Raw genomic sequence first — 12,741 nt, 5'->3', positions numbered from 1 at the left:
TATTAGCGTGTCGATGGTCTGTCGAAAAACGGATTTTTGGAAGATGCGCTGAGCGGAATGGCGTAGACTGCGTGGCAATCGGTCAGCAGGCCGATCCGCCGTGCGGCGAATCCTACCGAGAACATCACCCGGCTGTCGACCCGCAGATCGGCGGCCTTGGCCGTCATCGAACCGATCGCGATCCCCAGGTCGGTCATATTGATCGCACAAGGGACGTCCGGATGCTCGTTTTTCGCAACGCAAGTCGGGTAACCGCAATAGCCGCAGTTCAGCGACATCACCGAACTGCGGGAGCCGACCAGAATCACGGCGTCGGCCTGTCGGATGTTCTCCGCATCGCGCAGAAAAAATTTCATCCCGGTCGCGGCCGATGCGTCGCGAACGGCCCCGGCCAGTTCGGCGATCGTTTCCCCTGTAACCGTTACGATCTCGATAATATCGATCCCCTTGCCTTTAGGGGCCGTCCGCCCGGCGATCATGATCTGCCTGGCGATCGCCGCCATCTCTTCGCGGCGGCACTCCCTTTCGTCGATAACCATACTTTTATTGTTTTATGTCATTGCTTACCGGATAATTCCCGTATACGCTCCTCGGTCAGCCGGAAAATACTCCACTGCTCCATCCGAACCGCTCCGAGCGATTCGTAAAACGCAATCGCAGGAGCGTTCCAGTTCAACGCCACCCACTCCATCCGGCGACACTTCCTCCGGGCGGCCAATCCGACCAGGTGCAGGAATAACGTTTTGCCGTACCCCTTTCCCCGGAACTCCCTGTCTACGAAAATATCCTCCAGGTAAAGTCCCCTCTGACCGCGAAACGTGGAAAAATTGTGAAAAAAAAGAGCGAACCCGACCGGCCGGCCGGCCACCTCGCCCAGAATCACCTCGGCCTGCCGTTCCCGGAACACCGAACGGCGCAATGCCTCTTCGGATGTATCGACTTCGTGTTCGAGCTTCTCGTACTCCGCCATCTTACGGATAAACCGGTAGACGACCGGAGCATCCTCTTCCGTGGCGAAACGAACGGTCATCGGTTCATTCATCGTATGCATCGTTTTTTGGTTTCGTTCCTCCTCCCTTTTCCGCGGCATAGACCCCTCCCAGGATCAATACCGCTCCTGCCAGCGCCACGACCGTCACTGTTTCGTGCAGAACGAGCGCCGAACTGGCAAGCGCGACCAAAGGTACGAAATAAATGTAATTATTGGTACGCACCGTACCGAGACGTTTGACGGCCATGTTCCAGATTACAAAGCAGAACAACGAAGCGACCAGCCCCAGGAACAGCAGGTTTCCCCACACCGCGGGTCGCAGCAACAGTTCCGCATCGAGTCGCAGCGGCGTGAAAAAAAACACCGGCAACAAAGTCGCCAGACCGTAAAAAAACACTTTGCGGGTAATTTCCAACGTCGTATAACGCCGGTCTATTTTTTTCAATACGATGTTGTAAAACGCCCACATCAACGCGGCCGTCAGCGTCAGCAGGTCGCCCCACGGGCGAATCTGCAAGATAAAATTGCCATTGTAAACCACCAGCGCCACTCCGGCCAACGCCACCAACATCCCCAGCACGACCGGCCGGCCGAACGGTTCCGTCCGCCGGAAGAACAGACGGGACAACAGAACGGTCATGATCGGGGAAGTCGTCAGCAACAACGCGACATTCGACACCAGCGTGATCTGTAGCGCCATGTTCTCGGTCAGAAAATACATCGATCCGCCGGTAATCCCCGCCGCGGCGAACATCAGTTCGTCTTTGAACCGCACCGGGCGTTCGTTTCGCGGACAGACCGTCCTCAAAACCGCGTAAGCGATCAGAAAGCGCAGGAACATGATCGCAGCGGGAGACAATCCTTCGGTCAACAACACCTTCGTCGAAACGAATGTCGTACCCCAGATCACGACCGCCGCGATGGCCAGCCCATGATAAAATCCCGCGCCGCGTTCCCGCATACTCCTTCCGGATTGATTTTGCGGGACAAAAGTACCAAAAAATCCGATGCGTTTTTAGAATCGGATTAAATTTCACCGTTCCGCAACCGCTCCCGCCAATCGTTCGGCGGCGACCGCCGGCGTCAGTCGAAGAAAATCCCGCTGAGCGAAGCGTTCGTCCCGCGCACCTGATCGACCCGCAACCGCACCGGACGGTCGAGTTGCAGGATCACGTAACGCCCCTCGCCGTAATTTTCCACGAACCGAACGGGCATCAGCAACCGCTTGTCTTTCAAATCGAAAACCTCGATAGCCGAGCGCCTCCCTTCTCGTTCCCAATCGACGAAATAGAGCGCCACGCGGTAAGGACAATTCCGGTTGTTATATAAGTCGAACGTCATCGTCTGATTGCACGGAAGCGGATCGAGCGTCACGGCGGCCCCGAGCCGGCGGAACGGATCGCCGCTGCGGTCGGACGCCAGCGCCCGCGGATCGTCGGTCTCCGACGCGATCAGGCGGGCGCCGATCTTGGCGGATACGACCGAATCGGTAAAATCGGGCAGGTTGACGCGATCGTTCCCCGCCCCGTCGTAACTGCACAGGATATACCCCCGGCTACCGTACTTTCCCTTCCAGTCGCCGCGCGTCAGCGAATCTTGTACGACGGGTTGCGAGCAGGCGTACGAAAACGCTTCCTGCGGAACAGGCTGCAACGCGCCGTCGTATTCGACCCGCAGCCGGTAATCCCCGGCGACTATCCCTTCGTAATAGACGAAATCATCGTCCTGACGCGCGGCAGGCGGCATCTCTTTCCCATCGAACGAGACCCGCCGGACGACGCGGCCCGTTTTCGGAATACCGACGGCTGCGACCGTCCCGTCGGGAACCGTAATACGCCCCTTACCGGTCTTTATATCGAAAGCCACTCGGATCGTTCCGTGCAGCGTCGGGACGCAGCCTTCGACCGAAGCGACCCGCTCCGACAAATGCGGGGCGATCAAAAATCGCCCGAATCCCGGCAGAACCGGTTTCACACCGAGGATCTCTTCGGTCAACCACTTGGTCACTCCGGCGCTCCACGGATGCGTGAAACTCGTGTAACCGCACTGATTATTGACCGGAGCGCCGTTCGGGGCGAGCGCATCGTTCCACGACGGTCGATAAACCTCGAAAAAAGTCGTTCCGCCGTAACGCAACTGTCCTCCCCAGCAATCGTCGATCGTAGTCAACGCTTCGGGATAACGTCCCATCCGCGCCATAGCCTGGATCACGAAATACTGATTGAACGGCGAATACGACAACCGCTGCTGACGATCCGTAAAAGCCGTCCGCCACAATCCCTGTCGTTCGCCGGAGTTCGTAAAACCGGCATTCACGGCGTCCGAAGCCGCAAAAATACCGAACGAGTCGTACCAACCGCCCGCATCGCGCAACTCCCGGCTCTTTTCGTCGACATAAGCGCGGTACTTCGCCGCCAGGTCGGAACGGCCGCAGGCATCCATCGCCGCGGCGAACTCGTTCCATGCCCGGATCGACAACATCTTATAAGTATTCTGCGATTCGTCGCAATTCGGGTTCTCGAACCCGGCGCCGAGCCGTTCGTCCCAACCGTGAAACTGCAGGTCGGGATTCGTCCCGTAGTGGGCATAAGCGACATCCAGCTTTTTGCAGGCGTTGTCGGTCAGGCTGTCGAGCGTCTGCCTGTCGCCCGTATAATTATAGTAATCGATCAGGCTCAACACCCAGTAAAGCGAATAACCGGCGATGCCGTTGAACTGCGTCGAGGTATAATACAAGTTCTGTTTCACGAAGTCGTAATTGCCGAACGCCACCATCGAAGCGGCCTGCGACGGATGGGCGTCGCCGGTCCACGAATGACGGTCGCTGCGCTCCATCAGGATCGCCCCGAAATACTCTTTCAGCAGGTTCAGCTTGACGGTATAGGCGCCCGTGTACCAGATCCGGGTCAGCGTCGGATCGCTACAACGGAAACTGCCTTCGTAATTGGCAGGCTTGGTCTGGCAAACCAATCGGACGGCGGAAATCGTGGCCGGGCGGCGGAGCGACCGGACGTGAATCCAACCGTAGCGCACCCCTTCGTAAAGTTCCGTATTCAGTTCCAGCCGGTAAGTATTGCCGTAACGCACCGGTACGGCCGTCTTGTGCGGATGCTGCGCGCCGGCATTCAATACGGCCGGTTCGGTATATTCGCTGATGCTCATTTCGACCTCCCCGTCCAGGTCGTCCGAATCGAACTCCAGCCAGCCGGCGCTGACCCGGCCGAAGTCGAACATCAGGTCGCACGGGCCGTCGACCCGGATCGCCGCCGTCTTTTTCCCGATCCGTTTCACGTTCTCCGGCCGGTCGATCCCGACCGAAACGGGAGTGAGCAGATAGGATTCGAGACCGTCGGAAGCACGGGGGTTCGTCCAGCGGTAAGCAACCAGCGGATCGGGCGACTCAGGCACCGGTTTCCCGGACAAAACGCCGCTCACGGGCGGATACAGGCCGGTTATCTTTTGTTCGGTGGAAAACGGGACATTCCGGCCCGCGACGGTCGAGGCGAAAAATATCGCCGTGAAAATAAAAAAAGCGGATAATCTCATGATCGGGTTAATTTTTTAGGCATACGATACAAATATAAGAATCAACGGGTAATTCGCAAAACGCGTCCCGAAACCCGCGGCGCAGAGGGCTCCGAATCCGAACGGGCGGCCCCGCTTGGTATAATTCTTGCCTTATTCGGGGATATCGCGGGGAAACTTCGTCCGTGGAACGGCAGAGACGTTCTCTGAAAACAACGTTATCAATCCGATTAAAAATTCACTTTCCAACATTTTATAAAATACTAAATTTTAACGTTATGAACAATTCGAACAAACAACGGGCCGACATCGAAACTCCGGTCTACGGCTCCCAGAAAATGAGAACGTCAGCTCCTACGGAAAAGATTCCGATGCAACCCACCGCTCCTGAAATCGCCTACCAGATGGTGAAGGATGAAACGTTCCCGCAGACGCAGCCGCGACTGAACCTCGCCACATTCGTAACGACCTACATGGACGATTACGCCACCAAGTTGATGAACGAATCGATCGACGTGAACTACATCGACGAAACGGAATATCCGCGCGTAGCCGTCATGGCCGCCCGTTGCGTCAACATCATGGCCAACCTGTGGAATTCGCCCGAACAGGCGCAGTGGAAAGCCGGCGCGCTGGCGATCGGCTCGTCCGAAGCCTGTATGCTGGGCGGCGTAGCCGCATGGCTGCGCTGGCGTGCGAAACGCAAAGCGCAGGGCAAACCGTACGACAAACCGAACTTCGTCATTTCGACCGGTTTCCAGGTCGTATGGGAAAAATTCGGTCAGTTGTGGCAAATCGAAATGCGTACCGTGCCCCTGAGCCTGGAAAAAACGACGCTCGATCCGAAAGACGCGCTGGCCATGTGCGATGAAAATACGATCTGCATAGTTCCCATCCAGGGCGTGACTTGGACCGGCCTGAACGACGACGTCGAAGCGCTGGACAAAGCCCTGGACGAATACAACGCCAAAACCGGATACGATATTCCGATCCACGTGGACGCCGCCACCGGCGGTTACATCCTACCGTTCCTCGAACCCGAGAAAAAATGGGACTTCCGCCTGAAATGGGTGCTGTCGATCAGTACCTCAGGACATAAGTTCGGTCTGGTTTATCCGGGCCTGGGCTGGGTCGTATGGAAAGACAAAAAATACCTGCCCGACGAAATGGCATTCAGCGTGAACTACCTGGGAGCCAACATCACGCAGGTCGGCCTGAACTTCTCGCGCCCGGCGGCACAGATCCTCGGACAATACTATCAGTTCATCCGTCTGGGTTTCGAAGGCTACAAAGAGGTGCAGACCAACAGCATGGAGATCGCCCGCTATGCACACGAGCAAATCGGCAAGATGAAACCGTTCGTCAATTACAGCAACGACGTGGTGAACCCGCTGTTCATCTGGTACATGAAACCGGAATATGCGAAAACGGCCAAATGGACGCTCTACGACCTGCAGGCGGCCCTGCAGCAGAGCGGCTGGATGGTTCCGGCCTATACCCTGCCCGAAAAGCTGGATAACTACGTGGTCATGCGCATCGTTTTCCGCCAGGGTATGAGCCGCGACATGACCGATATGCTGCTGACGGACATGCAGAATGCGATCAACGAGTTCGAAAAGCTGGAATACCCGACGCAGACGCGCATCGCGCAGGACAAGAATCAGAAAGTAGTCGGCAAGGTCTTCACGCACACGCACGTCAAAACGGCGAAGAAATAGCTTACTCTTATGCAAACGGCTGGTTATCCGCAACATGAATATAGAGCGGATAACCGCCGGTTGTTAATGACACCACAGTTAACAAGCAATTTAATCGTATGATCGTATGGCAACAACAAAAAGTACAGGGTTCAAATTGAGTGTAATGACACTTGCAATTATGAACATTACGGCCGTCGTAAGTCTCCGGGGACTCCCTTCGGAAGCGGTTTACGGGCCATCTTCAGCATTTTATTACCTGTTCGCGGCGATCGTTTTCCTGATCCCGACCGCGCTGGTCGCAGCCGAGCTGGCGGCGATGTTCGCCGACAAACAGGGCGGTGTGTTCCGCTGGGTCGGCGAAGCGATGGGCGCCCGCACGGGTTTCCTGGCCATCTGGCTGCAATGGATCGAAAGTACGATCTGGTATCCGACCGTGCTGACCTTCGGAGCCGTCTCGATCGCCTTTATCGGCATGGACCCGCATCACGACATGATGCTGGCGTCGAACAAAGTTTTCACACTGATCGTCGTACTGGTCATCTACTGGGCCGCCACGGCCATCGCCCTGAAAGGGCTGACGTGGGTCGGCAAGATTTCGAAAATCGGCGGTATGATCGGGACGATTATCCCGGCCGGCCTGCTGATCGTCCTCGGGATCATCTACCTCAGTACCGGCGGACATAATAACATGGACATGAGCCAGGGATTCTTCCCCGACCTGACCAAATTCGACAACCTGGTGCTGGCTTCGGGTATCTTCCTGTTCTACGCCGGTATGGAGATGATGGGTATCCATGTGATGGACGTGAAAAATCCGAGCAAGAACTACCCCAAGGCTATCTTCATCGGGTCGCTGATTACGGTGCTGATCTTCGTACTGGGTACCTTCTCGCTGGGCTTTATCATCCCGGCCAAAGACATCAACCTGACGCAGAGTCTGCTGATCGGATTCGACAACTATTTCCATTACCTGCATATGAGCTGGGCTTCCCCGATCATCGCCATCGCGCTGATGTTCGGCGTACTGGCCGGCGTGCTGACATGGGTCGCCGGCCCGTCGAAGGGTATCTTCACGGTAGGAAAGGCCGGGTATCTGCCGCCGTTCTTCCAAAAGGCCAACAAATCCGGCGTACAGCGCAACATCCTGCTCATCCAAGGATGCGTCGTTACGGTACTGAGCTTGCTGTTCGTGGTCATGCCCTCCGTGCAGTCTTTCTATCAAATCCTGTCGCAGTTGACCGTGTTGCTGTATCTGATCATGTACCTGCTGATGTTCAGCTCGGCCATCGTACTGCGTTACAAAATGCCGAAACAGCAACGCCCGTTCCGGATCGGAAAAGGCAACGGCCTGATCTGGTTCATCGCCGGACTCGGCTTCTGCGGCGCCCTGCTGGCCTTCATTCTCAGCTTTATCCCGCCCAGCCAGATTTCGACGGGCAGCAACACGGTATGGTTCTCCGTACTGATTATCGGCTGTATCATCGTAGTCGGCGCCCCGTTCATCATCTACGCTTCGCGTAAACCGTCCTGGCAGGATCCCGAAGCGGCCAAAGAATTTCAGCCGTTCTCCTGGGAAAAACAACCGCAGCCGGCTGCCGCAACCGCACAACCGGCCGTAACGCCGACTGCGACGGGAACCGCCGCCGACGCTTCGAACGCAGGCGCGACGACCGGCTCGGCGACGGACCATAACGAACCGACTAAAAATTAAACGACTATGCAAAAATTCGATACGAAACAACTGAACGACGTCGTCAACGAAGCCTACGAAAAAATCAAGGGCGACGACGGCGGCAACAACGCCGACTACATTCCGTTCCTGGCCAAGGTACCTTCGAAACTGTTCGGCATATCGGTCTGCCTCTCCGACGGAGAGATCGTCGAGGCGGGCGACACGGATTACGTATTCGGGATCGAATCGGTCTCGAAAGTGCCTACCGCCATCCTGGCGATGCAGCAATACGGAGCCGACACGATCCTGCAAAAAATCGGGGCCGACGCGACCGGACTGCCGTTCAACTCGATCATGGCGATCCTACTCGAGAACGACCATCCCTCGACCCCGCTGGTCAATGCCGGAGCCATCACGGCGTGCAGCATGGTCAAGCCCGTAGGCAATTCGGACGGCAAATGGAAATCGATCACCGATTTTCTGGCAGGACTCTGCGGCAGTCCGCTGGTACTGCAGGACGAACTCTACAAATCGGAATCGGCGACCAATTTCAACAACCGATCGATCGCCTGGCTGCTGAAAAATTACAATCGGATTTACGACGATCCCGATATGTCGCTGGATATCTACACCCGCCAGTGCTCGATGGGCGTGACCGCACGCCAACTGTCGATCTGCAGCGGCACGATCGCCAACCGCGGCGTCAACCCGGTCACCAAGAAGAAGGTCTTCGACGCCGAGCTGACTTCGAAGATCGTCGCGATGATCGCTTCGGTCGGATTCTACGAACACACCGGCGACTGGATCTTCACCTCCGGCATTCCGGCCAAAACCGGCGTCGGCGGCGGAATCGTCGGCGTGCTGCCCGGAGTGATGGGCATCGCGGCCTTTTCGCCGAAACTCGACGGATCGGGTAACTCGGTACGGGCGCAAAACGCCATTAAGTACATCACCAACAAACTGGGATTAAACCTATTCGGTTAAATCCGGCACTTCAGTCACGAAAAGCGGCTCCGGATTCGGGAATGTTTTCCGCAATGAACATTCTCCTTTCCGGGACCGCTTTTTTCAAACGGCCCCCGGGCTGTCCCTACCCGCACGTTATGACCGACAAGCCGCATACGCACAAAGAACATGTAATCGCACACATGGCGCTGATTTTCGCCAACATTCTGCTGGGGATGAACTTCTCGTTCTTTATCTCCATCATCCGGCGTTACATGCCTTTCGAAACCCTTTTTTTCCTGCGGGTAGTCGTCTCGGCGGTCTGGTTCGTTCCGTGGGCCATTCTTTTCAAACGGTTCCGGATTCCGTTCCGCGACTTCATCTGGATTCTGATCCCGACGGTACTGGTGATTTACGGGCACGAATTCCTGATGCTGTGGGGCGCCAAATATACCAACCCGGTCGACGCCTCCACGCTGGCCACGATGGCTCCGATCGTAACGCTCAGCGTATCGGCCCTGCTGATGCGCGAAAAGATCCACCGGGCGAAAATCATCGGGATCATCCTGGGCGTTGCCGGAAGCGCCGTGCTGATTCTCGGCAACGGCTGGCCGCAACAGAAGAGCGAAGAGATCGGCAACCTGCTGATCCTGATCAGCGTATTCGCCGCCGCGACCAACACGGTCTTCATCAAACCGGAACTGATGAAATTCGGCACGATGACCGTCACCGGATGGTACTACATCATCGGCGTGCTGATCGCCGCGCCGTTTTTCGGCAAAAAGCTGGTCGATTTCGATTTCAGCTCCCTGCCGGCCATCGGGGTCGCCGAGATCGCCTACATTCTGATCCTGGGAACCATGCTGCCGAACTACCTGCTCTACTACGGTACCGAAAAGCTTACCTCTGTGCATACGGGCCTGTACTCTTATCTGCAACCGGTGGCCGCGACCGTACTGGGCATCTACCGCAACCAAGTGACAGTCGGTTACGACAACATCGTCGCCGCCGCGCTGATTTTCGTCGGCATCATCCTGGTGATGATCACCTACGCCCGGTACAAATTCCCGGTGCCGAAAGTCGGAACGCCGCCCGCAGCGCAGCAACCGCGCGGACAGAACGCCGGCAAATAGCGCCATCCCTCGAAATGAGGATACGCCGCCCCTTTTTTAACGCGGTTCAGGTATTGCCGGAACAGGTACGGATCCCGATCTTTGTGTCAGGAATAATAAGAGTTCCAATCCCATTTTTGTAAGCCAACAAGTAAAGTGGAATGTCTCCGCAAAGTATTTTGCGGAGACGTTTTTTTGGGTAGGCCCGCGAAGCGGATTCCGACAACGCCGCGAACGGTTTCGGTTCTTTTCCGGCCCGGGCATCCGGGATCGGGGCAATCATGACGGACGGGATATTACCGCAGTTTCAAATCGACCAGCACCGGATTATGATCGCTCCACTGCGGCTGCTCGGAATCGTATCCGACGGTCGCCAAGTCGTTCGAATGGAACAGGTAATCGATCCGGAAAACCCCGAGCAGCCCGCGGTACGTAAAAATGATCCCGCGTCCCTTTTCGCAAAAAGCGTCTTTCAGGTCGCCCCGCAACTGCCGGTAAGTATAGGACATCGGCGTGTCGTTGAAATCCCCGCAAACGATCACCCGAGGCGTCCCGTCGTGGATAATCCCGGCGATCGAATCGGCCTGCGCGGCACGCACCCTGAAGTTGCGGCCCAATTTGCGGAGAATGTCTTTCAGCCGCTCGTCTCCGAGCGAGTCCGCGGACAGGCCCGTCCCCGACAGGTATTCGCGGTCGCTCTCGTTGACCTGGGTGCTCTGCATATGGTTGTTATAGACGCGCAACGTATCGCGGTGCATAATCACGTCCGCCCACATCGAGGCATTGTTCGATTCGGGATAATGTATCCCGCCGCGCCGGACGACCGGATACTTGCTGTATATGGCCAGTCCGCGCCCGTTCTGGTCGGGACTGCCCGACGTAAAGAAAAAAGCGCTGTATTTCCACGCTTCCAGCAGCGAATCGAACTTCACGCGAGGATTGATCCGATTCAGTTCGAACTCCTGCATACAGATGATATCCGGCTCGGATTCCCGGATAAACCGGGCGATCTCGGCAACCTGATTTTCGCGTTTCCCGAGCGAATCCCTGCCGAAAAAGCCCTCTACGTTATAGCTCAGCACCCGGAACGACCCCGGCAGCCGCACCTGTTCGTAAGCTTTCCCGAAAGCCGGCCTGAAAAATTTGGATACGTGTCCGAGTCCGATCACGGCGACTGCCGCCAGCCCGACCGCGATCCATTTCCAACGCACCGTCCAATAGAGCATCAACACCAGATTGGCCAGGTAGAGAAAAGGAGCCGCAAGACCGAGATAAGCGAACCACAGCGAATCGTGGGGATCTACCCGGGGAGCCGCATAGGCCAGCATCAGCAGCACGGCCAACGCGACCGAGATCAGGAAAACCACCCCGTCGGCCACTCCGAGCAGGATACCGTGCCGTCTGTGTTCTTTTTGTTTGCCGGACATAGGTTATCGTTTTCGTTTCAGCGGCGCGACCTCGATGTTACGGAACAAGATCGGGCTTCCCTCCCCTTCGAGGGCAATATACCCGCGGTCGTTATTCATACGTGTCAGCTTGTTCTGGAGTACGCCGTTGATGAATATGGTCATGGAGTTTCCGTCGCACACGATTTCGACATCGTTCCATTCCCCCGCAGGCCTTTCGCTGGCGGGCTGCAACTTCGGAACGGTCGCGGCGCCGATCCTGCGGAATTCGTCGCTCTGCGAATCCCCCGCATCGTTCACGTCGCCGGCATGCCCGGCCCACAACTGGCACTCGTAACACTTCGGCCATAACCGGTCTTCGCCGGGCTGGATATGCATGAAGATTCCGCTGTTGGTAGGCTCGCCTTCCCAGCGGTATTGTAGCGTCAGCCGGTAATCCGAATAAGCGCGCGTCGTCCGGATATAACCCAGCGCTCCGCTTACCCGCAGCATCCCGTCCACGACGCCGAACTCTTCAGCCGCATCGAGCGTGGAGTCCCCGACATAACCGACCCACCCTTTCAGGTTCTTTCCGTTAAACGGATGCACGGGAGACCGGGCTTCCGCGACGCCGGCCGCCAGCATAACGGCAGCCATCCAACACAACGTTCGTTTTTTCATTCCGAAATCCTGCGATTCAGTTCGACGTCAATAGTAAATATCTCCTTTCTTTTTCCAGTAACGCAACAGGAAGAAACCCCACAGCATACCGCCGACGTGCGCGAAATGAGCGACGCCGCTTTGGGCCCCGGACACGCCGAGAAAAAGTTCGATCAGTCCGTATCCGATCACGAAATATTTGGCTTTGATCGGGATCGGCGGAATCAGCAACATCAACATCGCATTGGGATGCATCATCCCGAATGCCAGCAACACGCCGAACACCGCTCCCGAAGCGCCGATCGTAACCGATCCGATGCGGGCGGCCAACTCATACGGACTCGCCGTCCCTGCGGCGACGGCCGAATGCAGCGAACTCACCTCGATCCAGGTCACGCCCAATTGCAGCAGTCCGGCGCCGATCCCCGTCACCATGTAGTAAAGCAAAAAACGCTTGCTGCCCATCTCGTACTCCAACGTCCGGCCGAACATCCACAAAGCGAACATATTCATGAACAGATGCATGAAATTGGCATGCAGGAACATGCTGGTCACGAGCTGGTAAATCTGAAAATTACCGCTCTCCCAGAAAAACAGCCCCAGCCGCTCGATCAGCCAGTCGCCCATCCGTCCGGGCAGCACGATTTCGGCCAGGAAAAACAGGCCGTTCAGGATAATCAGGTTTTTGACCACCGGAGGGGTCGAATAAGCCGTTTGAAATCTCATCATCGTCTATTTACCAAATCTTCGT

At 56.6% G+C, this 12,741-nt stretch carries 11 protein-coding genes; 4 read left to right on the top strand and 7 right to left on the bottom strand.

Annotated elements, in window-relative coordinates; genetic code table 11:
* Positions 1–2: 2 nt before the first annotated feature.
* From GFH31_RS12195 to GFH31_RS12180, 4 genes are all read right to left on the bottom strand, one after another.
* Positions 3–539, bottom strand: a complete 537-nt coding sequence (locus GFH31_RS12195) for a ferredoxin domain-containing protein (RefSeq protein WP_055203785.1) — start codon at positions 537–539, stop codon at positions 3–5.
* Between the two features lie 17 nt (positions 540–556).
* A complete protein-coding gene (locus GFH31_RS12190; RefSeq protein ID WP_101570910.1) occupies positions 557–1,042 on the bottom strand; it encodes a GNAT family N-acetyltransferase in 486 nt (161 codons plus the stop codon).
* A complete protein-coding gene (locus tag GFH31_RS12185; protein ID WP_118458314.1) occupies positions 1,035–1,952 on the bottom strand; it encodes a DMT family transporter in 918 nt (305 codons plus the stop codon). The genes GFH31_RS12190 and GFH31_RS12185 overlap by 8 nt, the downstream gene beginning before the upstream one ends.
* Positions 1,953–2,074: 122 nt before the next feature.
* A complete protein-coding gene (locus GFH31_RS12180; protein ID WP_118458312.1) occupies positions 2,075–4,537 on the bottom strand; it encodes an alpha-L-rhamnosidase C-terminal domain-containing protein in 2,463 nt (820 codons plus the stop codon).
* Positions 4,538–4,794: 257 nt separating this feature from the next.
* Between GFH31_RS12180 and GFH31_RS12175 the strand changes: the two genes are divergently transcribed.
* The 4 genes from GFH31_RS12175 to GFH31_RS12160 all read left to right on the top strand — a co-directional run bounded on the left by GFH31_RS12175 (position 4,795) and on the right by GFH31_RS12160 (position 9,966).
* Positions 4,795–6,234 carry a glutamate decarboxylase gene (locus GFH31_RS12175; RefSeq protein ID WP_101570916.1) on the top strand — a complete coding sequence of 480 codons (1,440 nt, stop codon included), beginning with the start codon at positions 4,795–4,797 and terminating at the stop codon, positions 6,232–6,234.
* 106 nt (positions 6,235–6,340) lie between these two features.
* Positions 6,341–7,927 carry a putative glutamine/gamma-aminobutyrate antiporter GadC gene (gadC, locus tag GFH31_RS12170; protein WP_055203778.1) on the top strand — a complete coding sequence of 529 codons (1,587 nt, stop codon included), beginning with the start codon at positions 6,341–6,343 and terminating at the stop codon, positions 7,925–7,927.
* 6 nt (positions 7,928–7,933) lie between these two features.
* Complete coding sequence (gene glsA, locus GFH31_RS12165; RefSeq protein ID WP_153497997.1) at positions 7,934–8,872, top strand: glutaminase A; 939 nt, start codon at positions 7,934–7,936, stop codon at positions 8,870–8,872.
* Positions 8,873–8,991: 119 nt separating this feature from the next.
* Positions 8,992–9,966, top strand: coding sequence for a DMT family transporter (locus GFH31_RS12160; protein WP_055204508.1), 975 nt, complete (start codon positions 8,992–8,994; stop codon positions 9,964–9,966).
* A gap of 275 nt (positions 9,967–10,241) precedes the next feature.
* Here the strand turns inward: GFH31_RS12160 and GFH31_RS12155 are convergent, their stop codons facing one another.
* The 3 genes from GFH31_RS12155 to GFH31_RS12145 are packed head-to-tail and all read right to left on the bottom strand — an operon-like array spanning position 10,242 to position 12,716.
* Positions 10,242–11,372, bottom strand: coding sequence for an endonuclease/exonuclease/phosphatase family protein (locus tag GFH31_RS12155; protein ID WP_118656982.1), 1,131 nt, complete (start codon positions 11,370–11,372; stop codon positions 10,242–10,244).
* 3 nt (positions 11,373–11,375) lie between these two features.
* Positions 11,376–12,011: a DUF1080 domain-containing protein gene (locus GFH31_RS12150; protein ID WP_101570922.1), complete on the bottom strand. Its 636-nt coding sequence runs from the start codon at positions 12,009–12,011 to the stop codon at positions 11,376–11,378.
* A 27-nt stretch (positions 12,012–12,038) separates the two neighbouring features.
* Entirely contained in the window at positions 12,039–12,716 is a 678-nt protein-coding gene (locus GFH31_RS12145; RefSeq protein WP_373419253.1) for a rhomboid family intramembrane serine protease, read from the bottom strand.
* Positions 12,717–12,741 lie beyond the last annotated feature (25 nt).

It is taken from the genome of Alistipes sp. dk3624, assembly GCF_009557455.1.
GTDB classification, from domain to species: Bacteria; Bacteroidota; Bacteroidia; order Bacteroidales; family Rikenellaceae; genus Alistipes_A; species Alistipes_A hominis.
This window is presented reverse-complemented; position numbering and strand designations above follow the sequence as displayed.